Consider the following 20,302-nt stretch of genomic DNA (forward strand, 5'->3'; position numbering starts at 1 on the left):
CCGACGCGTCCTTGAGATGAAAAAAGCAAAGAGGCCGACAGCGATGTCGGCCTCTTTATATTGGCGAGCGCGACTGTTCTGACCGCCCCCGATCCCAGCCCTCCCCTTGCCAAGGGGTGGAAGAAAATGCCCCCTCCCCCTCATGGAGGGGGAGGGGGGTTGGAACTGTCGGCATACCCTCTACAGCGCTTCAGCGCCGAGCTGCTCTTTCAGGAAATCGAGCCAGACCCGCAGCCGGATGTCCCGTTGGGCATCGGAGTAGAAGACCGCATGGATGGGGCGCGAGGCACCGCTGTTGCTGCGGGCCAGCACCTCCACCAGCGCCCCGCTCGCCCTGTCATCCCCCGTCATGAAGTCCGACAGGCAGACGATCCCCTGCCCCGCCAGTGCCAGCTGACGCAAGGTTTCCCCGCTGCTGGCCCGCAGGGTCGGGGTGATGGCGAACCTGTCCCCCTGCTCCTCGCTCAATAGGGGCCAATGATTGAGGTGATCGGGGTGCAAAAAACCGAGCAGCTCGTGGCCCGCCAGCAAGTCAGCCGGCTGGCGCGGGGTACCGCGTGCCTTCAGATAGTCGGGGGAGGCCAGCAGCCGCAGCCGCGAGCGGCCCAGCGGCAGGGCCCGCAGGGAGGAGTCCGTCAGCTCGCCGATGCGAATGGCCATGTCCACCCGCCGCTCCATCAGGTTGATGAAGCCCTCGGAGCTGTGCAGTTGCAGCTCGATGGCGGGATAGCGGCGGCGAAACTCGCCGATGATGGGCACCAATCTATGCAGGATGAAGGGGGTGGCGGCGTCCACCCGCAATATGCCCTCCGGCTGCTCCCGGCGCATCAGCAGCAACCCTTCCGCCTCGCTCATCTCGGTCAGGATCTTCACCGCCCGCTGATAGAACCAGCCCCCCTCCTCGGTCAGGCTGACCCGCCTCGTGGTGCGGTTGAGGAGCACGGTGGCGAGCTTCTCTTCGAGGCGCTTGATGCCGCGGCTCACCACGGAATTGTCCATGCCGAGATTCTCCGCCGCCTGGCGAAAGCTGCCCGCCTCCACCACCGCCACAAACAGGGTCAATTCATCGGAATGGGTCTTCATTGTTGTCATCCTGGCAAGAGTAATGGGTCTTTATAGGTGCAATGGCCGGGAGTTGGCAAGACAGGCGTCGCTTCATATCGTGACGCACCACCTGTTTTATCTGCGCCCTTGCCAGTACAATGCCGCCAACCGGCACCGTATGGCGCCACACTATGACAGGGACGATCCATGACATTCGACAACAGGCTGGCCGCCGCCCATCGGGAGCTGGCCGAGAAGGGGGTGCATACCCTCAACTACAACCCGCCGATCATCTGGCTGCTGCGAAAGGCGGGGTTAACCGTCAGGCCGCCCCACTACGAACGCTTTATGATCAACGTTCTTGCTCTGGGACTCCCCATCGGCGCTATCTGGGGGGTGTTGATGTGGTGCCTCAGCTGGCAGGATGAGGTGAGCCCGGGGTTTGCCCTGCGCCAGAGCCTGCTGTTTGGCATCGGGCTCGGTCTGCTGATGGGGACCTGGTTCTGGTTTCGGCGCAAGCAGCTCAAGCTAACCCCCTGGGACGCCTTGCCCCACTCCACGAGCCCCACGCAAAAGCGCTGGCAACCGAAATAATCACCGACAAGGAGAGCCCATGACCAAGGCCCATGAAAAACTGAACTATGTGGAATTTGCGGCCAGGGATCTTGCCGCCACCAAGGCCTTCTTCACCGCCGCCTTTGGCTGGCAGTTTGCCGACTACGGCCCCGATTATTGCGCCTTCGAAGGGGAAGGGCTGGATGGCGGCTTCTACCGCGCCGAACTGTGCAGCCAGAGTGCTCAGGGCGGGGCGCTCCTGGTGTTCTACAGCGCCGATATTGAGGCGACCCAGAGCAAGGTAGCCGGCGCAGGGGGCACCATAGTGCGCCCCCTGTTCGATTTTCCCGGTGGCCGCCGCTTTCACTTTGTCGAGCCCAGCGGCAATGAATTTGCGGTCTGGTCCGAACCGGCCAGCGCCCGATAATACTCCGCCCTCCCCCTGGCCCACCTGCACCACGACCAGCCATGGGGAGGCCACATTGCTGCACTCACCTCAATAGTGTTTTGCGACTGCTGCCCTGTATCCCCCAGTCTGGGGCGGGCATACTGACTCCCGTCTTAACGAGGAGGTTCAGATGCCATCCCCCCTGATCGTGATTGCCCAGCTTGACGCCAAACCCGAATTCGCCGCCCAGTTTCGCGCTGCCCTCGAGCCGCTGATCGCCGCTACCCTGCAAGAGCCGGGGTGCCTTCGCTACCAGTTGCACCAGAGCCTGGAGAGCCCCCACAGCTGGATGCTGTACGAGGAGTGGGAGAGTGAAGCCGCCCTGCTCGCCCACCAGCAGCAGCCCCACTACATCGCCTTTGCCAGCCTCGCCTCCCCCTGGTTTGCCAACCGGGTCGTGAGCCGCTACCGGCGCGCCTGACTGCCTCCGACCTCGGCGCAGGCAAAGCCCATCATTTGAGCGTAGAAACACTAACCTGAGGAATTTGATGATGAAGATGCCCAATCTGGGTCTTGGAACCTTCCGCCTGAAAGATCAGCCCCTTCGCGACTCCCTGCTCCAGGGGCTGGAACTTGGCTACCGCCATATCGATACCGCCCAGATCTATGACAACGAGGCCGACGTCGGCCAATTGATGAGCGAGAGTGGCGTGCCCCGCCAGGATATCTACCTGACCACCAAGGTGTGGACCAGCGAGTTCGGTCCGGGCAAGGTGATCCCGAGCCTGGAAGTGAGCCTGGAAAAACTCGGCACCGACTATCTGGATCTGGCGCTCATTCACTGGCCCTCCCCCCAGGATGAGGTGCCGATGGCGGTCTATCTGGAGCAGCTCGCCGAGGCCAAAGCCCGGGGCCTGACCCGGGAGATCGGGGTTTCCAACTTCACCGTGGCCCAGCTTAAACAGGCCATCGAGATTTTGGGGCCGGGCGCCATCGCCCACCAGCAGGTGGAGAGCCACCCCCTGCTGCAAAACCGCAAGGTGGTCGATTTCTGCCAGGCCCACGGCATCGCCATCACCGCCTATATGCCGCTCGCCTATGGCAAGGTGCTCGCCGAGCCGCTGCTGATGGAGATCGGCCAGCGCCACGGCGTCTCGGCGGCCCAGGTGTCGCTGGCCTGGCTGCTGGCCCAGGGCATGACGGTGATCCCGAGCTCTACCAAACGGGAGAATCTGGCCGCCAACCTGGCCGCGCTGAAGGTACGGCTCAGCAGCGACGAGATGGCCGCCATCGCCACCCTGGATCGGGGCGAGCGCTGCGCCAACCCGGACTTTGCGCCGAATTGGGATTAAACCATGGCCTCTCGATTCGGCGGTGGATAGCGGCGACCCTCACGAACAGACTGCAACCACGGGCTATCCCCTCTCCCTATGGGAGAGGGAGAGGGAGAGGGTGAGGGCAGGCTCTTCTATTCAGGTCATCAGGCCTTAAACCAGATAGCCCCCTCATCCCCAGCCCTTCTCCCGCAAGGGGAGAAGGGAGCAAAGAAAACCCGACACCGTCGACGAGAACACCAGCGGGAGGCCCAGTGCCTCCCGCTTTTTTGTCCCCAATACCGCGCGTCACCGCCGCCCGAGTCCTCCTCCAACACCTTCCCTCAATCCTTTACCTCTTACCTCATTTCTCTTTCCTCTTTTCTCTCTGTCCCGGCTCGCTCTGCACGGGTTGCCGCCGTGCGCGTTGTCTCTGCACCCACCTCGCGCGCTACAGCCGCTCTTGCCGCAGTTGCCTCGACCACTCCCACTACCCCATTTCACGGCCCCATTGCTGCTGATTTGGCAAAAGTAATTTGACGTTGCCGTCATTTTTACCAACAAACACCCTCGGCATACTGGCGCCATTCTCCCGTCGGGAGTCCCAATCCAAGGAGTTGTTATGCCACTGGCGTTATTTGCCCTCACCTTAAGTGCCTTTGCCATAGGCACCACCGAATTCGTGATCGTGGGGCTCATCCCCACCATCGCCGAGCAGCTCAATGTCTCGCTCCCCTCGGCGGGCCTGCTGGTCAGCCTCTATGCCCTTGGGGTGGCCATCGGCGCCCCCGTGCTCACGGCGCTCACCGGCAAGCTGCCGCGCAAGTGGCTGCTGGTGGGGCTGATGGCCCTCTTCACCGTCGGCAACCTGCTGGCCTGGCAGGCCCCCGGGTACGAGAGCCTGATTGTGGCCCGCATTCTCACCGGGCTGGCCCACGGGGTCTTCTTCTTGGTAGGCAGCACCATCGCCACGGGTCTCGTGGCCAAAGAGAAGGCGGCCAGCGCCATCGCCATCATGTTCAGCGGCCTCACGGTCGCCCTGGTGACCGGCGTCCCGCTTGGCACCTGGATTGGTCAGGTCTTTGGCTGGCGCGAGACCTTCCTGGTGGTGAGCCTGCTCGGCCTCGTCGCCATGGTGGGCAGCCTGCTGCTGGTACCGGGGAACCTGCCGAAGGGGGCCGCCTCCAGCGTTCGCGAGCAGCTCTCGGTGCTCACCAGGAAGCCCTTGCTGCTGGTCTACGCCAAGACGGCGCTCGGTTACGGCGGTGCCTTCACGGCGTTTACCTTCCTCGCCCCCATCCTGCAACAGGTGAGCGGCTTTAGCGCCGGCGCGGTGAGCCTCATTCTGCTGGTGTACGGGGTATCGGTCGCCGTCGGCAATATCTGGGGCGGCAAGCTCGCCGACCGGATGGGCCCATTGCCCGCTCTCAAGCTGCTGTTCGCCGGGCTCGCCGTGGTGCTGCTGGTGCTCACCTTCACCGCGCCGCACCCGGTGCTGGCGGTACTGACCGTGCTGGTGTGGGGTGCCTTCGCCTTTGGCAACGTGCCGGGTCTGCAGGTACTGGTGGTGAAACAGGCCGAGCGCTACACCCCCAATGCCGTGGATGTGGCCTCCGGCCTCAACATCGCCGCCTTCAACGTCGGCATTGCGCTGGGCTCCGTGGTCGGCGGTTTCGTGGTGGAGCACCTCGGCCTGATGCACACCCCCTGGATTGGCGCCCTCATCGTGCTGCTGGCCTACGGCCTCACCCATGTCAGCGAAGCGGGCGAGCGCCGCGCCGCCCTTGCCTGACCCCGGGCAAGCAAAAGGCCGACATCCTGTGTCGGCCTTTTTTCATGGGCAAGATGCGAGGCTCAGGGCTCCTTGAGATCCTCATCGGCGGCCCAGCGCGCCTCCAGCCAGAGCAGATTGACCAGCCCGCAGAGCAGGGCAAACCCCAGCCCCAGCAACCAGGTGAAATACCACATATCGCGTTGATCCTTGTGTTGAAGCGGATTAGTAGAGGCTGTGACCGTGCTGGCGCACCTGCTCGGCGCTGACCCTGCCGCGCACCACCCGGTATACCCAGAGGGTGTAGCCGATGTTGACCGGCATCAGTACCCCGACGATCCCCAGCATGATAAGCAGGGTGTGCTCGCTGGAGGTGCTGTCCCACAGGGTCAGGCTGCTGGCCGGATCCAGGGACGAGGGCAGCACGAAGGGGAAGAGCGCGATGGCCACGGTCAGCATCATGGCGGCGCAGGCACCGCCGCTGGCAACGAGCGCCAGCCCGGACTTGCCGAGGCGGCTTGCCAGCGCGCACACCAGGGGCAGCAGGAGCCCGAGCACAGGCACGGCCCAGAGCACCGGATGGGCGACAAAGTTGCCAAGCCAGCCCGCCGGCACCGCCACCACCTCTTTCATCAGCGGTGTGAGGGCGCCGTTGAGATCGCCGATGGCCGTGATGCGATACCCCGCCATCTCTCCAAGCCAGACGCCGCCAAGGGCAAAGAGGGCGCTCGCCAGGGGGCCGAGCCAGAGGGCGAGGCGGGCGCTGCGCGCCGCTATGGCCCCCTGGGTCTTGCACTGCAGGAAGCTGGCACCGTGCAGCAAGAGCAGCGCCAGCGCCGTTCCCATGGCGGTCAACAGCAGCGGCCAGTGGAACGCAAAGGCGCCATAGTGGATGCGAAGGGCCGCATCGAAGCGAAACGGCAGCCCTTGCAGCACCAGGCCAAGGGTGGCACCAAACACCAGGGTCGGCAGCAGACCGCCCACCACCAGGGCGCGGTCCCACCAGCGGCGCCAGACCGGGTCCGGCAGCTTGCTGCGATAGTCAAAGCCCACCGGTCGCAAAAAGAGACCGAACAGCAGGAACATGAAGGGCACGTAAAGCGCCGAGAAGGCGGCGGCATAGACCAGGGGCCAGGCGGCAAACAGGGTGCCGGCACCGGCGATGAGCCACACCTGGTTGCCCTCCCACACCGGCCCCACGCTGTTGAGCAGCACCCGCCGCTCGTCATCCGTCTTGCCGACCACGGGCAGCAGCATGCCGACCCCGAGATCGAAGCCATCCATCACCACGAAGCCGACCAGCAGGAAGAGCACCAGCCCCCACCAGATCACTTTCAGGGTTTCGTAATCCATCAGGCAGGACTCCCGTTTTGCAACACTTCACCTTGATAACGACCCGTCTGCAGGCTGGCAGGCCCTTTGCGGATCACATGACGCAACAAGAACAACTCCACCACCAGCAGGCTGCTGTAGATGAGGAAGATGGCGATGAGGCTGAACCAGAGCTGCCCCGGTTGCAGCAGGGAGACGGAGGCCGACACCGGCAGCACGTCGCTGATGGTCCAGGGCTGGCGACCGAACTCCGCCACGAACCAGCCCGCCTCGATGGCAATCCAGGGCAGCGGAATAGACCAGAGCAGGGCCCTGAGCAGCCGCGGGGATTGCACCAGCCTGCCCCGGCACAGCTGCAGGAAGGCGGCGGCAAAGAGCGCCAGCAGCGCCACGCCGATGCCCACCATCAGGCGAAAGCTCCAGAACAGCGGCGCCACCTGGGGGATGGAGTCCTCCACCGCCTTGGCGATGGCCGCCTCGTCCGCCTTGCCAATCTCCTTGGCATAGGGGGTGAGCAAGAGGCCGTAGCCCAGATCGCCGCGGTGGCGCTCGAAGGTGGCGCGGGCCGCCTGGTTGCTGCCATCTGCCCGCATCGCTTCGAGCGCCTCGTGGGCCAGCATGCCGCTGCGAATGCGCGCCTCGTGCTGCGCTTTCAGATCTTTGAGGCCCGTCACCTGCTCATCCAGGGAGCGGGTGGCGATGATGCCCATCAGATAGGGTATCTTGATGGCCGCGTGGGTGGTCTCGGCACGCTGATCCGGCAGGCCGAACAGGGTGAAAGAAGCCGGGGCGGGCTCCGTCTCCCACTCCGCCTCGATGGCGGCGAGCTTGACCTTCTGCACCTCCCCCGAGCGATAACCCGACTCGTCCCCGAGCACGATGACCGAGAGGATGGCCGCGAGGCCAAAGCCCGAGGCGATGGCAAAGGATCGCAGGGCGAAGCGCACCTCCATGCCGCGCAGCAGATACCAGCTGCTCACCCCCATCACGAACAGGGAGGCCGCCACATAGCCCGCCGCCACCGTGTGGACGAACTTGACCTGGGCCACCGGGTTGAAGATGACCGCGGCCACATCCACCAGCTCCATGCGCATGGTCATGGGGTTGAACTCGGCGCCGACCGGGTTTTGCATCCAGCCGTTGGCGATGAGGATCCAGAGGGCGGAGAGGTTGGAGCCGAGCGCCACCAGCATGGTCACCAGCAGGTGCTGACCGCGGGAGAGCTTGTCCCAGCCGAAAAAGAAGAGGCCCACCAATGTGGACTCGAGGAAGAAGGCCATCAGCCCCTCCACCGCCAGCGGCGTGCCGAAGATATCGCCGACATAGTGGGAGTAATAGGCCCAGTTGGTCCCGAACTGGAACTCCAGGGTGATCCCGGTGGTCACCCCCATCACGAAGTTGATGCCAAACAGCTTGCCCCAGAAGCGGGTGATGTCCTTGTAGATCACCTTGCCGGTCATCACGTAGGCCGACTCGGCGATCACCAGGATCCAGGACAGCCCCAGGGTGAGGGGCACAAACAGAAAGTGGAACATCGCCGTCGCCCCGAACTGCATTCGGGAGAGGCTGACCACATCATCCAGGCTTATCATGCATGACTCTCTATGTTGCATTTAACGGACAGGTTTTCGCCCGCCAAGTACACCATGGTCCATGACACCTATAACAGATGCAGTTATAGTGAAAAACACCTATAACAGTTTGGGCCCACCATGTCCCGCTACGGCCAGTTGGCAGACCAGCTGCAACAGCAGATCACGAGCGGCCTCTGGCAGCCGGGGGAGCGCATCCCCTCCATCCGCCAGAGCTGCAAGACCCACGGCCTCAGCCCCATGACGGTGCTCCAGGCCTATCAGTTGCTCGAAAGCCGGGGCCTCATCCTGGCGCGGCCCCAGTCCGGCTACTACGTCAAGGCCGCGAGCACGGCCCGGCGGGAGAGCCAGCCCCAGCAGGCCCGCTACAGCGGCTCGGTGGACATCAACGATCTGGTGTTCGAAGTGCTGCAGGCGAGCAAGTCACGGGAGCTGGTGCCCCTTGGCATGGCGGTGGCGGACCCGACACTCTTCCCTCACCCCCAACTCGGTCGGGCCCTCGGCAGTTGCATGCGCCGCCTCGACCCCTTCAGCACGGTGGCAGATCTGCCCCCCGGCAACGAGGCACTGCGCCGCGCCATCGCCCGGCGCTACGCCGGCGAGGGGATGGCGGTGGATCCCCAGCAGATCATCATCACCACGGGGGCCATGGAGGCGCTCTCCCTCAGTCTTCAGGTGCTGACCGAGCCCGGCGACTGGGTGGTGGTGGAGTCCCCCACCTTCTACGGCGCCCTGCAGGCCATCGAGCGGCTCAAGCTCAAGGTGGTGGAGATCCCGGTGATCCCCGGGGTGGGGATCGATCTCGCCCTGCTGGAGGAGGCCCTCGCCCAGCGCCCCGTCAAGGCGTGCTGGCTGATGGGCAATGTGCAGCACCCCCTCGGCCACACCATGCCCGATGAGCACAAGCAGGCGCTGATGGCGCTGCTCAACCGCCATCAGGTCCCCCTGGTGGAGGATGACGTCTATGCGGAGCTCTATGTCGGGCGCGAGCGGCCAAGGCCCATCACCCATTGGGATGCGCGGGGAGAGAGCCTGCTGTGCGGCTCCTGGACCAAGTGTCTGGCGCCCGGCTTTCGGGTCGGCTGGGTGGTGGCGAAGCGCCACGCCGAGCGCATCCAGCGGCTGCAACTGATGTCGACGCTCTCGACCAATGTGCCCAGTCAGCTGGCGCTGGCCGACATGCTGCGCCAGGGCGGGGTGGACGCCCACTTTCGCCGCCTGCGCCACACCCTGGCCCAGCGCCAGCAGCAGATGCGGGCGGCCCTGATGCGCCTCTTCCCCGAGGCGCGTATCTCCTCCCCGGACGGAGGCTACTTTCTCTGGCTCGAATTTGACGCCCGCCTCGATGGCCGGGCGCTCTATGCCAGCGCCATCGAACAGGGGGTCTCCATCGCCCCCGGGGCCCTCTTCTCCAGCCAGGGCCAGCACAACCACTGCCTGCGCCTCAACAGCTCCCATCCCTGGAGCCCGCAACTGGACGCGGCGCTCAACCGGCTTGCGAGCCTCATCGCCCGGCAACGGGAAACCTGGCAGAGCCCCCCTGACGCCTCACACGACAAGGGCCCGTAACGGGCCCTTTTGCAAGCGAGTGCGCCTTACCTGGCCATGGTCTGTGACTGGGCCTTGAAGCCCAATCGCTCGTAGAGGGCCCTGGCCCGCTCGTTGAAAGCCATCACCTCCAGGCGCAGCTGGCTTGCGCCCCGTGCCTTGCCCCACTGGTCCCCGTGGGCGATCAGCGCCCGGCCGATGCCCCGGGAGCGCAGCCCCTCATCCACCACCACGGTCGTGATGCGGCAGACGGGCAGCTTGCTGAGAAAGGGGACGCTCTCGTTGAGGTCGATGCGGGCGGTGAGAAAACCCGCCACCTCCCCCGCCACCACCGCCACGCAGAAAAGACGCGCCTCGTCGGCTATGGCGCCGAGCAAGAAGGCCCTGTCCTCCGGGGACGGGGGGCAGAACACCTCGGGCACCTGCTCGAAGTGGAGCTGACCTATCTGCCGGTTCAGGGCCAGAATGGCGTCGATATCCTGTTCAGTTGCCTTGCGAATGTCCACCTGATGCTCCTTGCAGTGAGGGTCGCCAGCGAGGAAAGAGGCTCGGCGGTCACCCTTTGGAACCCGCATCTTATCGGCTCGTCACGGCAATCAACAGCCCCCGGCAACGACAAGGCCCCATGACGGGGCCTTGTGCATCCGCAGACTCCCGGGCTCAGCCCGGCGCCCCCAGCTGGGCCACCTGGCGCTCTATGCTCCCCTTGAGGTTGTCATCCAGCTTCAAGGCGCGCGCCAGCTCGTCCAGATAACCGCGCTCCATGAAGTGATCCACCTCAATGGTGAGCAGGGAGGCGAGGTAGACCTCGGTCGCCAGCTCCATGTCGGTCACTTCCCGCGCCAGGACATGGGGGTCGAGGGGGCGGGAGAGCTCGGCGTCAATCCAGCGGGCCGCATCCCGCTCCCCCTGTTCGGTCAGGTACTCCTGGATCTTCTGGCGCTCGGCGGCATCGATGTGGCCGTCGGCCCGGGCCGCCGCCACCATGGCGCGCACCAGCAGATTGGCGCGGGCATCCAGGGCCTTGCCCTCCAGGGTGTCCAGGGGCTGGGTCGGCTGGGCCGGGGTGGACTGCTGGGTCTGCCAGTCCTGATAGAGCTTGTAGGCCAGCCCCCCGAGAGCCGCCGCGCCCCCCACCGCCGCCACCTTGGTGCCATATTTGCGCATCTTCTTGTTGCCAAGCAGCAGCGCCATAGCCCCGGCGGCCAATCCCCCCTGCGCCATGCCCTTCATCTGGGCCTTGCGCGTGTCACCACCGTCGTTGAGCCAGCCCTTGCCAGCTCCCATCAATTGCTCCAGCATCTGTTTCATGGGGCCTCCTCCCTCGCGTGATGAGTCATGCTGGGCCGCCTGCGCTGAACTCAAGGTGAATGACGGCGCAGGCAAGAGGAGGCGCTGGTTGGATCAGTGTCGGCCCCGCCCACTGTTATTGTCCCCGGGGGACAGCCAAGGAGTCCCCCCCTTGCCTCGACATAAGGAAGTACCATGAGCGCCCGTGAACTGACCCTGCAATTTCTCGCCGAACCCGCCGACGTCAACTTTGGCGGCAAAGTCCATGGCGGCATGGTAATGAAGTGGATTGACCAGGCCGGCTACGCCTGCGCCGCCGGCTGGTGTGGCGGCTATGCCGTCACCGTCTATGTGGGGGGCATCCGCTTCTTGCGTCCCATCCAGATAGGCCAACTGGTGGAGGTACACGCCAAGGTGATCCACACCGGCACCACCAGCATGCACCTGGCGGTGGATGTCTACAGCCGCCACCCCACCGACCCGGAGCGGCGCAAGACCACCCACTGCATCATCATCTTCGTGGCCATGGACGAGCATGGCAAACCCACTCCGGTGCCCCAGTGGCAGCCGGTGAGCGAGAGCGATCTGCAGTTGCAGCAGTACGCCAAAAAGCTGATGGCCCTGCGCGAGGAGCTGGACAAGGAGATGCGCCAGCACATGTGACCCGTCCCGCCCCGGGCTGCCGGGGCGTGTCTTCGCGCCGCCGGGCGCTATAATGGCGACCACCCTTGCCCTTGAGAACCCAAGATGTACCTGGAAAATGCCCCCCCCGAGGTCCAGCTCGCGGTGGATCTGATTGAACTGCTGGAAACCAACCACATCGCCCCCGCGCTGGCCCTGGCGGCACTCGCCATCGTTCGCCGGGATTATGAGCGCAAGCTCGAGGAAGGTCGGGAGGCCTGAGCGCCCCCGCAGGAGGCACCATGTCAGCCCCCATTCGCATCGAACAAGGCCGCGCCATGCTCCTCGGGGGGCTGCGCCGTCACCACCCCTTCGAGCAGGGGGACTTCGCCGGCCAGTGGCGCGACCTCAGCGCCCTGCTTCCCCTGCCGGGGCAACTCGGTGAGCACGCCTATGGCGTCATCTGCGCCGCCACCGACACTCACTGCGAATACCTCTGCGGGGTGGAGGTCGCCGCCCTGGAGGTGCTGCCTCCCGGGCTTGGCCGCATGCGCATCGCCCCCCAGACCTACGCCATCTTCTTGCATCAGGGGCATGTCGCGACCCTGCCGCACACCTGGCGCCAAGCCCTGGCGTGGCTCGCGCAGTCGGACTATCAATCTGCCCAGCAGCCGAATTTCGAGCGCTACGGCGCCCGCTTTGACGCCGCCACCGGCAGCGGCGAAGTGGAAATCTGGCTCGCCGTGGTGCCAAAACAGGCCCTGGCCTGACCCCTGGCCGCCCGGGCTACCTCGGCCCCATCACCTCGTCACAGAGCGCGATCAGCGCCTCCCCCAGGCGGGCGAGGGGTTCGCTCGTGCCCGGCCCCTGGTGCAGGGCCAGCTCCACCGGGCGCACCGCAGGCCAGTGAGCCAGCACCACCTGATCCGGTTGCAGCAGGCGCGCCGGCAGCAGGCTGACCCCGATCCCCGCGCTCACCGCCCCTTGCAGGCTGGCGAGACTGCCGCTCACGTAGGCGATGCGCCAGGGAATCCCCTCGGCATCCAGGGCGTCGGTCATCTGGCGCCGGTAGAGCCCCTCGCTTGGAAACACCACCAGAGGCAGGGGGTCGCGCCCGGCGGCGGGCCACTCCTGGCTGTCAACCCAGGCCAGGGGCTCGCGCCAGCGGGCGATGGGCTCTCCCTGGCCGCGCCCCTGCTTGATGAGGGCCAGATCCAGCTCTCCCCCTTCGAACGCCTGCCACAGGGCATGGCTGAGATCGCTTTGCACCTCCAGCCGCACCTGCGGGTGCGCGCGGGCGAAGGCGGCCAGCACCGGGGTCATGGCCCCCGCGGCAAAATCCTCCGGCACCCCGAGGCGCAGGGGGTGGCTCGCCTCGCTCACCCGCTCCCCCGCCCGGACCAGCAACCCCAGGATGCGGCGCGCCAGCCCGAGCAGGGTCTCCCCCTGGGCCGTGGTCACCACCTGGCGGCCGGATCGGTCGAGCAGGGTGCAACCCAGCTGCTGCTCCAGGCGGCGCATCTGCTGGCTCAGGGTGGACTGGGTGAGGTGGATACGCTCGGCGGCGCGGGTAAAGCTGCCGGTTTCGACGATGGCGACGAAGCTCTGCAGCAATTGGGGGTCCAGCAGGGGGCGCTCCATGGGCAATCTCCATTTATAAAACCACTGGAAGTCATTTTATCATTTAATTTCCAAATGATGCGGCGACCCTCTAGGCTGCTGTCCTCCCCCTTTTTTGCCAGGATATGACCATGCCACCCCCTTCCCAGTCCGGTGCCCGCCTCCTCAACTCCCTCACCGCCGCCTCGGCCCCCAGCCATCAGGAGTGGCTGGAGCAGGCCCTGCACCTGGCCCTGACCCATCGCCAGCAAGGGGGGCGCCCCTTCGCCGCCCTGCTGGTGAGGGAGAACCGGCTGGTGGCGAGCGCCGTCAATCGCATGCTGGAGGCGGGGGACCCCACCCGTCACGCGGAGCTGGAAGCGCTGCGGGAAGGCAGTCGCCAGGGGCCGCTGGCCGGGGCCATCGTCTATGCCAGCGGGCACCCCTGCCCCATGTGCCTGTCGGCCCTGGTGATGAACGGCATCCAGGCGGTCTACTACGCCTTTGACAACGACGATGCCGCCCCCTTCGGCTATGACAGCCACGCGGCCTACGCCGCGCTGCGACTGCCGCTGAGTCCGCCGCCCCTGCCCCTCATCAAGCTGGCGAGCCCCATCGCGGCCGAAACCCTCTACGGTCCCCTGCCCCATGCATAAGCGCCGCCTCCCCCCGGGCAGCGGCGCCTTGCTGGTGCTGGTGATCCTCATCGCCCTCAACCTGCGCCCCTTCCTCACCGCCATCGGCCCCCTGGCCCCTCGCATCGACGCGAGGCTGGCCCTCGGGGTGGATACCCTGGCCTGGGTCACCCTGCTGCCCCTCTGGCTTATCGGGGTCGGCGTGCTGCTCACCCCGGCGCTCCTGGGTCGCACAGGCCCGCGCCCCCTGCTCGGGACGGCCCTGCTGCTGCTCGCCCTTGGCAGCGCCCTGCGCGTCGATCTGGCGAGCGGCGCCCTGCTCATCGCCAGCGCCGCCCTGTGCGGGCTGGGCTCGGCCCTGGTGCAGGGGGTGCTGCCCGGCCTCATCAAGGAGGGGTTCGCCCAAAAGGTGCCCCTGGTGATGGGGATCTTCTCCGCCTGCATGATGGGGGGCGGGGCGCTCGGGGCCGTGCTCACCCCGCGCCTTGCCGAGTATCTGGACTGGTCTCGGGCGCTGGCGCTCTGGGGCCTGCCGGTGCTGCTGGCCCTCGGCTGGCTGGCCTGGCGGGTGCCCCTGCCTGCCCCGGCCAGCACGCCCGCCCCCACCGGGGAGCAGCGGCTGCTCCCCCTGCCCCGCACCTGGCTGCTCATCGCCTGCTTTGGCATCATCAACAGCGGCTACGGCATCGTCGTGGCCTGGCTGGCCCCGGCCTACATGGCGGCGGGCTGGAGCGCCCAGCAAGGGGGCGAGCTGGTGGCCTGGCTCGCCCTGGCCCAGACCGCGAGCGGCCTTGGCCTGCCTCTGCTGGCAGCCGGTCGGCTGGACCGCCGCCCCTGGATGGCGCTGGCCATCGCCATGCAGCTGGCGGGCTTTGGCGGCCTCTGGCTCGCTCCCCAGACAGCCCCCCTGCTCTGGTGTTTGCTGTGCGGCGCCGGGCTTGGGGGGAGCTTCTCCCTCATCATGGTGATTGCGCTGGATCACCTGCCCGACCCGCGCCGGGCGGGCGCCCTCTGCGCCCTGATGCAGGGGGTTGGCTTCATGGTGGCGGCTACCGGCCCCTGGGTGGCGGCCCGCCTGCACCATGCAAGCGGTGACTTCGCCGCCGCCTGGCAGTGGCAGCTCGGCGCCCTGGTCCTGATGAGCCTGCTGGTGGTGCGTCTCAACCCGCGCCACTACCCAAGGGCCATGGGCCTGCCCCCGGAGCAGGCCATGGCTGTGCAGACGGCAGGCCACAAGCCTGCCTGATCCGGCGAGCACCGGCCTTGGGGGCCAGAAAGCACAACACCGGCCTTGGCCGGTGTTGTTCATCAGGGTGCGGGAAGGCCTGGCGCTCAGCGCCCCTTCTTCTGGCGCCCGCCCTGCCCTGGCCGGGGTTTGCCCGGGGCGGGTTTGCCCCCCTTGCCGGGCGCGCTTTTACCTGCCCCCCCTTTGCTGGCAGCCCCTTTGCCCGCCCCGCCCTTGCCTGCGGGGCTCTTCTTCTCGAACGCCTCGGGGCCCGGCACATTGGGCCGCCCGCCAATCTCGTGATCGTCGCTGCGCCGCGGCTTCTTGCCCTGGGCCGGGGTGCCGGCCGCAGCCGCCTTGGGCTTGGCAACCTGAGCCCCCTTGGCCGGTTTGGCCTCGGAGGAGGAGTCCTCAATCAGCTTGAACAGCTCGATCAGCTCGTCGTCGGTGAGATCGCGCCACTCCCCCACCGGCAGCCCCTTGAGGCTGACGTTCATGATGCGGATGCGCTCGAGCTTGGTCACCTCGAAGCCGAAGTGCTCGCACATGCGGCGGATCTGGCGGTTCAGCCCCTGCACCAGGGTGATGCGAAACACGAAGGGCGCCTCTCGCTTCACCTTGCACTTCTTGGTGACGGTGCCGAGGATGGGCACCCCGGCCGCCATGCCCCGGACGAACTCGTCGGTCACCGGCTTGTCCACGGTCACCAGGTACTCTTTCTCGTGATCGTTGCCCGCCCGCAGGATCTTGTTCACCAGATCCCCGTGGTTGGTGAGGAAGATGAGACCCTGGGAGTCCTTGTCGAGGCGCCCTATGGGGAAGATGCGGGTACTGTGGTTGACGAAGTCGACGATGTTGTCCTTCTCCCCCGCCTCCGTGGTGCTGACGATGCCCACCGGCTTGTTGAGGGCGATGAAGACCAGGCTGTCGGCTTCGCGCGGCTCGATCACCTGGCCGTTGACCTTGACCAGATCCCCGGCAAACACCTGATCCCCCACCCCGGCCCGCTTGCCGTTGATGAAGACGTTGCCCTGCTCGATGAAACGATCGGCCTCACGACGGGAGCAGATGCCGCTCTCGCTGATGTATTTGTTCAGGCGCATGGATTCATCGGCCAGCATGGGTCACCTCCCGGGTCGGATGGGCCTTGAGAATGGCAGGCTGGATCAGCCGCGCTGTGGTCGGGTTCGTCTGCATACAACTCCATGAAATAAGGGCCTGCGCCCTGCATGTTCGGCAAAAAACGCCGCTACAGTAGCACATTGCACGCGCCCGCGCCCGGCCCCGTCGCACCCTGGCTGCTGGCTCACAGGGGGTGCTGCCCCTGATGCAGCAGCAGGCCCCCCATTATCCAGCGTGCGGTGACGCCGCGGCCCTGATTGGGCTGCACCGCGCACTCCCCGCCTCTTTTCACTTCATGGTGCTCACTTCATGGGCCGGGCCCCCACCGCCGAAGATAGGGTGCGGCCTTTGGCAGATAGCCAGATGATCTAACGCTTGATATTTATCCAGCAAAAATGCATAAAAAGATTTTGGTCATCGCGAATTATCTGCTCTGACCCGCCGACGACGGGAAATGACACCCCCATCGGGGCGCAACAACGGGCCCCTTGAGCCCCGCGAACCCTGAGGACGGGCATGATCCCCTCTCTGGCAGGACGCCACTTTCATCATTCACGACAGGAGTTAAAGATGAGTCATTCCCTCTCCCAGGAGGCCTTCCTGGCCCAGGTCGCCAGCCGCAACCCTCACCAGCCCGAGTTCATCCAGGCCGTGAACGAGGTGATCGCCTCCATCTGGCCCTATGTGGAGCGCCACCCCCGCTACCTGCAACACGGCCTGCTGGAGCGATTGGTGGAGCCCGAGCGCCTGGTGCAGTTTCGGGTGAGCTGGGTGGATGACCAGGGCCGGGTGCAGGTGAACCGCGGCTACCGGGTGCAGCACAGCTCCGCCATCGGCCCCTTCAAGGGCGGCATGCGCTTCCACCCCTCGGTGGATCTCTCGGTGCTGAAATTCCTCGCCTTCGAGCAGACCTTCAAGAACGCCCTCACCACCCTGCCCATGGGCGGGGGCAAGGGGGGCAGCGATTTCGATCCCAAGGGCAAGAGCGAAGGAGAAGTGATGCGCTTCTGCCAGGCCCTGATGCTGGAGCTCTATCGCCACCTGGGGGCCAACACCGACGTGCCGGCGGGCGACATCGGGGTGGGCGGGCGCGAGGTGAGCTACATGGCGGGCATGATGAAGAAGCTCACCAACAGCGCCGAGTGCGTCTTCACCGGCAAGGGGCTCTCCTTTGGAGGCAGCCTCATTCGTCCGGAAGCCACCGGCTACGGCCTGCTCTACTTTGTCGACGCCATGCTGGCCCATCGCGGCCAGTCCCTCGATGGCCTGCGGGTCTCGGTGTCGGGCTCGGGCAACGTGGCCCAGTACGCCATCGAGAAGGCGATGGCCCTCGGCGCCCGCGTCATCACCGCCTCCGACTCCGGCGGCACCGTCTATGATCCGGACGGCTTCACCCCCGAGAAACTGGCCCGCCTGATGGCGCTTAAAAACGAGCAGCGCAAGCGGGTCGCCGATTACGCCCATGAGCTCGGGCTCGAGTTCTTCAGCGGCCGCACCCCCTGGCACCTGGCGACCGACGTCGCCCTCCCCTGCGCCACCCAGAACGAGCTGGATGCCGAAGATGCGGCGCAGCTTATTGCCAACGGCGTGCAGCTGGTGGCCGAGGGGGCCAACATGCCCTCCAGCGCCGCCGCCATCCGTCTCTTCCACGAAGCAAAGGTGCTGTTCGCCCCGGGCAAGGCGGCCAACGCCGGCGGGGTTGCCACCTCGGGCCTCGAGATGAGCCAAAATGCCCAGCGCCTCTCCTGGACCCGGGAGGAGGTGGACGCCCGCCTCAAGGGGATCATGACCAGCATCCACGCCACCTGTGTCCGTTACGGTCAGGATGATGACCATGTGAACTACGAAAGCGGCGCCAATATTGCCGGCTTCGTCAAGGTGGCCGACGCCATGCTGGCGCAAGGGGTCTGCTGAACGCCTTGGCCCGGGGCTTCCCCCTCAACACAACGGCAGCCCTCGGGCTGCCGTTGTGTTTGGTGCCTGGCGCGACTTCACACTCGCTTCACCCAGGCATGAAAGTCTCCCATCCGTTCCATCTCGCTGACGAGGATGACAAGATGACGATGAAAATAGGTGCCCTGCTGATCCTGGCCGGGCTCGGCTGCTTTGTGGCCTTCAACCTGCTGGGCTCCACCCTCGATGCTCAGGGCTTCCTGCACGAGCCCTTTGCCCTGCTTCCCTTGGGCTATCTGCTGCTCTTCACCGGCATGGCTCTCAGCTTGATCCCTCTGCTGCGCAAGGGGCGCACCAGGGCGCAGTGACACAAACCGCAAGGTACCAGGAGCTCAGCAATAGCGGCTGATCTCGATGAGGTTCCGATCCGGGTCCAGGCAATAGACCGATTCGATGGGACCACAGGCACCGCTTTTCATCACAGGCCCCTCCACTATCTCGACTCCTTGGCTCGCCAGTTGGGCCATCACCTGATCCAGGGGCCAGCGGGTGATGAGGCAGAGATCCCCCGACCCCACCTGCGCCCGGTTGCGCACCTCCTCCCCCAGCAACTGCAAATTGATCTTCTGGTTGCCAAAGCGCAGCGCCCGGCGCCCCGCCCCGAAGGTGATGGGCTCCATCTTGAAGGCGCCGCTGTAAAATGCCACCGCCCGCTCAATGTCGCTGACCGTCAATACCAGATGGTCGATATGGCTGATCATGGTCTCTCCCTGTGGTGGTGATTACCGCACCATCATACCCAGTTCCCTTGGCAGAGACTGTGCCTTGGCCCGCAAAGCCTTTTATCCTAATGGCCCAACTGAAAGAGGCCATGAAGCCCCAACTACTGCTTGGCATCATCAATGTATTGATAATATGAGGGTTTATTAACCTTCCTACTGAATTGCGGCTTCGATTGAGTTAACATTCTCGCAATGAAATACAACTCGGACGAGTCGGCTTTGCGCAACACATGGACAGAAGAAGAGTTAAGGGCGACGGTGACCGCCTATCTGGAGATGTACAAGAAGGAGTTGGAAGGCACTACCTTTGTCAAAAAGCACTATTACGCAGAGTTAGCGGCTCGATTCCAACGGTCCGATAAGTCGTTTGAATATCGGATGCAAAATATCTCTTACGTCTGCGTCTTGATGGGCAGAGCCTGGGTCTCTGGGCTAAAACCGGCCAAGAATGTAGGGGCGCAGAATGCGTCTATTATTGAACGCCTGATCTGTGAGTTAGACGGACAACCGTTTAGCGGACAAGCAGAATTCGAACATCAGGTCATCCAATACAAGGAGAAACCCATCTCTCCTCATCCCCCAGGTATAGAAGAGCCATCCCTGCGCTACCTGACCACAACAAGTTATGTGAGGGATCCCCAGGTCAAAGCCTGGGTGCTGGTGGCCGCAGCCGCGAAATGTGAGGGTTGTGATGCACAAGCCCCCTTTACCACGGCAACCGGAGAACCTTTTCTCGAGGTGCATCACCTGCGCACCTTGGCTGACGGAGGCTCGGATACCATCAACAATACGGTGGCGCTCTGCCCTAACTGCCATCGCGAGCTTCACTATGGCGCCAATCAGGTAGAGAAACGCGATGCACTCTATCGAAAGCTACCCAGGCTGAAGAGAGAATAATCCCCAGCCCTCAAAGCGCCCCCCCCATTGCGGGCCGCCTTCGTGTGGTCAGCAGGCAATCCGCTCGATTCGGCCGCCACTGAGTTTGAAGAAGGCATCCTGCGGCAGCTCCTGCAGCCAGGTGGTGGTGTAGTCAAGATCCACATAGGCGCCGCGCAGCATGGCGCCAAAGAGACCGTGAGAAACCACGATGGCCTGCTCGGCAATCTGCTCGTCCTCAAGCCATTGCCGGGCCCGGCCTTGAATGCTCTCAAAGCTCTCGCCATGGGGGGCCCGCAGATACCAGTCCGGCTCCTCCAGATCCAGCTCGGGGTGGGCCGCCAGCAGCTCGGGCACCCGGCGACCCTCCCACTCCCCCATGCCCAGCTCCACCAGCCGCTCGTCCCAGATGATGCGCTCCTGGTCCAAGCCAAGCTGCTGACACACTCGCTCCGCCGTCTGCCGTGCACGGCCGAGGGGGCTGGCGTAGATCGTCCAGTCGGTGGGCTCGGTCAGGAGGTCAGCCAGGCGGGCCCCCATGGCGAGGGCCTGGGCTTCGCCCCTGGGGGTCAGATCGGAGTTGCATCGCCCCTGCAACCGCAATTCGGCGTTGTAACGGGTCTGGCCGTGGCGCAGCAAATAGAGGGTTCGAGACATGGTTTCTCCAGCAGAGTCAACGAGATAAGAAAAACAGGGGGAAGATGATAACAGATGTA

24 protein-coding genes are annotated in these 20,302 nt (G+C 65.1%); 14 read left to right on the forward strand and 10 right to left on the reverse strand.

From position 1 onward, the window contains the following. Positions 1-180: 180 nt before the first annotated feature. On the reverse strand, positions 181-1,083 hold the full coding sequence (locus tag H7R73_RS15385) for a LysR family transcriptional regulator (protein ID WP_103259854.1): 903 nt from the start codon (positions 1,081-1,083) through the stop codon (positions 181-183). 168 nt (positions 1,084-1,251) lie between these two features. On the opposite strand from H7R73_RS15385, the gene H7R73_RS15390 reads away from it, so the two are divergent. From H7R73_RS15390 to H7R73_RS15410, 5 genes are all read left to right on the forward strand, one after another. Continuing rightward, positions 1,252-1,638 carry a DUF6404 family protein gene (locus tag H7R73_RS15390; protein WP_103259853.1) on the forward strand — a complete coding sequence of 129 codons (387 nt, stop codon included), beginning with the start codon at positions 1,252-1,254 and terminating at the stop codon, positions 1,636-1,638. A 19-nt stretch (positions 1,639-1,657) separates the two neighbouring features. Further along, complete coding sequence (locus tag H7R73_RS15395; RefSeq protein WP_103259852.1) at positions 1,658-2,026, forward strand: VOC family protein; 369 nt, start codon at positions 1,658-1,660, stop codon at positions 2,024-2,026. A gap of 151 nt (positions 2,027-2,177) precedes the next feature. Further along, positions 2,178-2,468: a putative quinol monooxygenase gene (locus H7R73_RS15400; protein WP_041212774.1), complete on the forward strand. Its 291-nt coding sequence runs from the start codon at positions 2,178-2,180 to the stop codon at positions 2,466-2,468. Positions 2,469-2,535: 67 nt separating this feature from the next. Then, on the forward strand, positions 2,536-3,339 hold the full coding sequence (gene dkgB / locus H7R73_RS15405; protein WP_103259851.1) for a 2,5-didehydrogluconate reductase DkgB: 804 nt from the start codon (positions 2,536-2,538) through the stop codon (positions 3,337-3,339). Positions 3,340-3,922: 583 nt separating this feature from the next. Beyond that, positions 3,923-5,092 carry an MFS transporter gene (locus H7R73_RS15410; protein WP_103259850.1) on the forward strand — a complete coding sequence of 390 codons (1,170 nt, stop codon included), beginning with the start codon at positions 3,923-3,925 and terminating at the stop codon, positions 5,090-5,092. A 62-nt stretch (positions 5,093-5,154) separates the two neighbouring features. Here the strand turns inward: H7R73_RS15410 and H7R73_RS15415 are convergent, their stop codons facing one another. Genes H7R73_RS15415 through H7R73_RS15425 form a run of 3 tightly spaced genes read right to left on the reverse strand, consistent with a single transcriptional unit; the run spans position 5,155 to position 7,995 of the window. Beyond that, positions 5,155-5,268 carry a CydX/CbdX family cytochrome bd oxidase small subunit gene (locus H7R73_RS15415; RefSeq protein WP_010674207.1) on the reverse strand — a complete coding sequence of 38 codons (114 nt, stop codon included), beginning with the start codon at positions 5,266-5,268 and terminating at the stop codon, positions 5,155-5,157. A 28-nt stretch (positions 5,269-5,296) separates the two neighbouring features. Continuing rightward, a complete protein-coding gene (gene cydB, locus H7R73_RS15420) occupies positions 5,297-6,424 on the reverse strand; it encodes a cytochrome d ubiquinol oxidase subunit II (RefSeq protein ID WP_103259849.1) in 1,128 nt (375 codons plus the stop codon). Continuing rightward, positions 6,424-7,995: a cytochrome ubiquinol oxidase subunit I gene (locus H7R73_RS15425; RefSeq protein ID WP_103259848.1), complete on the reverse strand. Its 1,572-nt coding sequence runs from the start codon at positions 7,993-7,995 to the stop codon at positions 6,424-6,426. The genes cydB and H7R73_RS15425 overlap by 1 nt, the downstream gene beginning before the upstream one ends. 120 nt (positions 7,996-8,115) lie before the next feature. Between H7R73_RS15425 and H7R73_RS15430 the strand changes: the two genes are divergently transcribed. Continuing rightward, positions 8,116-9,564: an aminotransferase-like domain-containing protein gene (locus H7R73_RS15430; protein ID WP_010674204.1), complete on the forward strand. Its 1,449-nt coding sequence runs from the start codon at positions 8,116-8,118 to the stop codon at positions 9,562-9,564. Positions 9,565-9,590: 26 nt separating this feature from the next. On the opposite strand, the gene H7R73_RS15435 is transcribed toward H7R73_RS15430, so the two are convergent. Then, positions 9,591-10,049 carry a GNAT family N-acetyltransferase gene (locus H7R73_RS15435; RefSeq protein WP_010674203.1) on the reverse strand — a complete coding sequence of 153 codons (459 nt, stop codon included), beginning with the start codon at positions 10,047-10,049 and terminating at the stop codon, positions 9,591-9,593. A gap of 154 nt (positions 10,050-10,203) precedes the next feature. Next, entirely contained in the window at positions 10,204-10,854 is a 651-nt protein-coding gene (locus H7R73_RS15440; protein WP_042015902.1) for a tellurite resistance TerB family protein, read from the reverse strand. 174 nt (positions 10,855-11,028) lie between these two features. On the opposite strand from H7R73_RS15440, the gene H7R73_RS15445 reads away from it, so the two are divergent. The 3 genes from H7R73_RS15445 to H7R73_RS15455 all read left to right on the forward strand — a co-directional run bounded on the left by H7R73_RS15445 (position 11,029) and on the right by H7R73_RS15455 (position 12,224). Continuing rightward, positions 11,029-11,496 (forward strand): acyl-CoA thioesterase, encoded by a 468-nt coding sequence (locus tag H7R73_RS15445; RefSeq protein WP_010674201.1) that lies wholly within the window; start codon positions 11,029-11,031, stop codon positions 11,494-11,496. A gap of 84 nt (positions 11,497-11,580) precedes the next feature. Next, the gene (rsmS, locus tag H7R73_RS15450) at positions 11,581-11,736 is read left to right on the forward strand and encodes a pleiotropic regulatory protein RsmS (RefSeq protein WP_103259847.1); all 156 of its coding nucleotides are present in this window, start codon (positions 11,581-11,583) and stop codon (positions 11,734-11,736) included. 20 nt (positions 11,737-11,756) lie between these two features. Continuing rightward, the gene (locus tag H7R73_RS15455) at positions 11,757-12,224 is read left to right on the forward strand and encodes a GyrI-like domain-containing protein (RefSeq protein WP_103259846.1); all 468 of its coding nucleotides are present in this window, start codon (positions 11,757-11,759) and stop codon (positions 12,222-12,224) included. A gap of 16 nt (positions 12,225-12,240) precedes the next feature. Here the strand turns inward: H7R73_RS15455 and H7R73_RS15460 are convergent, their stop codons facing one another. Continuing rightward, a complete protein-coding gene (locus tag H7R73_RS15460; RefSeq protein ID WP_103261106.1) occupies positions 12,241-13,083 on the reverse strand; it encodes a LysR family transcriptional regulator in 843 nt (280 codons plus the stop codon). A gap of 116 nt (positions 13,084-13,199) precedes the next feature. Here H7R73_RS15460 and H7R73_RS15465 point away from each other — a divergent pair, with 116 nt between their 5' ends. Next, entirely contained in the window at positions 13,200-13,709 is a 510-nt protein-coding gene (locus H7R73_RS15465; RefSeq protein WP_103259845.1) for a nucleoside deaminase, read from the forward strand. Then, the gene (locus tag H7R73_RS15470) at positions 13,702-14,934 is read left to right on the forward strand and encodes an MFS transporter (RefSeq protein ID WP_049636792.1); all 1,233 of its coding nucleotides are present in this window, start codon (positions 13,702-13,704) and stop codon (positions 14,932-14,934) included. The genes H7R73_RS15465 and H7R73_RS15470 overlap by 8 nt, the downstream gene beginning before the upstream one ends. 86 nt (positions 14,935-15,020) lie before the next feature. Here the strand turns inward: H7R73_RS15470 and rluF are convergent, their stop codons facing one another. Next, positions 15,021-16,034 carry a 23S rRNA pseudouridine(2604) synthase RluF gene (gene rluF / locus H7R73_RS15475; RefSeq protein ID WP_102948228.1) on the reverse strand — a complete coding sequence of 338 codons (1,014 nt, stop codon included), beginning with the start codon at positions 16,032-16,034 and terminating at the stop codon, positions 15,021-15,023. Between the two features lie 571 nt (positions 16,035-16,605). Between rluF and gdhA the strand changes: the two genes are divergently transcribed. Continuing rightward, positions 16,606-17,949, forward strand: coding sequence for an NADP-specific glutamate dehydrogenase (gdhA, locus tag H7R73_RS15480; RefSeq protein ID WP_103259844.1), 1,344 nt, complete (start codon positions 16,606-16,608; stop codon positions 17,947-17,949). 143 nt (positions 17,950-18,092) lie between these two features. Then, positions 18,093-18,296 (forward strand): DUF3955 domain-containing protein, encoded by a 204-nt coding sequence (locus tag H7R73_RS15485; RefSeq protein WP_048207348.1) that lies wholly within the window; start codon positions 18,093-18,095, stop codon positions 18,294-18,296. Between the two features lie 24 nt (positions 18,297-18,320). On the opposite strand, the gene H7R73_RS15490 is transcribed toward H7R73_RS15485, so the two are convergent. Next, positions 18,321-18,689 carry a VOC family protein gene (locus tag H7R73_RS15490; protein ID WP_045525366.1) on the reverse strand — a complete coding sequence of 123 codons (369 nt, stop codon included), beginning with the start codon at positions 18,687-18,689 and terminating at the stop codon, positions 18,321-18,323. A gap of 213 nt (positions 18,690-18,902) precedes the next feature. Here H7R73_RS15490 and H7R73_RS15495 point away from each other — a divergent pair, with 213 nt between their 5' ends. Then, the gene (locus tag H7R73_RS15495; protein WP_042017441.1) at positions 18,903-19,607 is read left to right on the forward strand and encodes an HNH endonuclease; all 705 of its coding nucleotides are present in this window, start codon (positions 18,903-18,905) and stop codon (positions 19,605-19,607) included. Between the two features lie 48 nt (positions 19,608-19,655). On the opposite strand, the gene H7R73_RS15500 is transcribed toward H7R73_RS15495, so the two are convergent. Then, complete coding sequence (locus H7R73_RS15500; protein WP_103259843.1) at positions 19,656-20,243, reverse strand: histidine phosphatase family protein; 588 nt, start codon at positions 20,241-20,243, stop codon at positions 19,656-19,658. Positions 20,244-20,302: the final 59 nt, after the last annotated feature.

The organism is Aeromonas sp. WP2-W18-CRE-05 (assembly GCF_014168615.1).
In the GTDB taxonomy this organism is placed as follows: domain Bacteria; phylum Pseudomonadota; class Gammaproteobacteria; order Enterobacterales; family Aeromonadaceae; genus Aeromonas; species Aeromonas caviae.

Coding starts and splice junctions, on each gene's coding strand:
- H7R73_RS15385 (WP_103259854.1), bottom strand. CDS start 1,083: ATGAAGACCCATTCCGATGAATTGACCCTGTTTGTGGCGGTGGTGGAG.
- H7R73_RS15390 (WP_103259853.1), top strand. CDS start 1,252: ATGACATTCGACAACAGGCTGGCCGCCGCCCATCGGGAGCTGGCCGAG.
- H7R73_RS15395 (WP_103259852.1), top strand. CDS start 1,658: ATGACCAAGGCCCATGAAAAACTGAACTATGTGGAATTTGCGGCCAGG.
- H7R73_RS15400 (WP_041212774.1), top strand. CDS start 2,178: ATGCCATCCCCCCTGATCGTGATTGCCCAGCTTGACGCCAAACCCGAA.
- dkgB (WP_103259851.1), top strand. CDS start 2,536: ATGATGAAGATGCCCAATCTGGGTCTTGGAACCTTCCGCCTGAAAGAT.
- H7R73_RS15410 (WP_103259850.1), top strand. CDS start 3,923: ATGCCACTGGCGTTATTTGCCCTCACCTTAAGTGCCTTTGCCATAGGC.
- H7R73_RS15415 (WP_010674207.1), bottom strand. CDS start 5,268: ATGTGGTATTTCACCTGGTTGCTGGGGCTGGGGTTTGCCCTGCTCTGC.
- cydB (WP_103259849.1), bottom strand. CDS start 6,424: ATGGATTACGAAACCCTGAAAGTGATCTGGTGGGGGCTGGTGCTCTTC.
- H7R73_RS15425 (WP_103259848.1), bottom strand. CDS start 7,995: ATGATAAGCCTGGATGATGTGGTCAGCCTCTCCCGAATGCAGTTCGGG.
- H7R73_RS15430 (WP_010674204.1), top strand. CDS start 8,116: ATGTCCCGCTACGGCCAGTTGGCAGACCAGCTGCAACAGCAGATCACG.
- H7R73_RS15440 (WP_042015902.1), bottom strand. CDS start 10,854: ATGAAACAGATGCTGGAGCAATTGATGGGAGCTGGCAAGGGCTGGCTC.
- H7R73_RS15445 (WP_010674201.1), top strand. CDS start 11,029: ATGAGCGCCCGTGAACTGACCCTGCAATTTCTCGCCGAACCCGCCGAC.
- rsmS (WP_103259847.1), top strand. CDS start 11,581: ATGTACCTGGAAAATGCCCCCCCCGAGGTCCAGCTCGCGGTGGATCTG.
- H7R73_RS15455 (WP_103259846.1), top strand. CDS start 11,757: ATGTCAGCCCCCATTCGCATCGAACAAGGCCGCGCCATGCTCCTCGGG.
- H7R73_RS15465 (WP_103259845.1), top strand. CDS start 13,200: ATGACCATGCCACCCCCTTCCCAGTCCGGTGCCCGCCTCCTCAACTCC.
- H7R73_RS15470 (WP_049636792.1), top strand. CDS start 13,702: ATGCATAAGCGCCGCCTCCCCCCGGGCAGCGGCGCCTTGCTGGTGCTG.
- rluF (WP_102948228.1), bottom strand. CDS start 16,034: ATGCTGGCCGATGAATCCATGCGCCTGAACAAATACATCAGCGAGAGC.
- gdhA (WP_103259844.1), top strand. CDS start 16,606: ATGAGTCATTCCCTCTCCCAGGAGGCCTTCCTGGCCCAGGTCGCCAGC.
- H7R73_RS15485 (WP_048207348.1), top strand. CDS start 18,093: ATGACGATGAAAATAGGTGCCCTGCTGATCCTGGCCGGGCTCGGCTGC.
- H7R73_RS15490 (WP_045525366.1), bottom strand. CDS start 18,689: ATGATCAGCCATATCGACCATCTGGTATTGACGGTCAGCGACATTGAG.
- H7R73_RS15495 (WP_042017441.1), top strand. CDS start 18,903: ATGAAATACAACTCGGACGAGTCGGCTTTGCGCAACACATGGACAGAA.
- H7R73_RS15500 (WP_103259843.1), bottom strand. CDS start 20,243: ATGTCTCGAACCCTCTATTTGCTGCGCCACGGCCAGACCCGTTACAAC.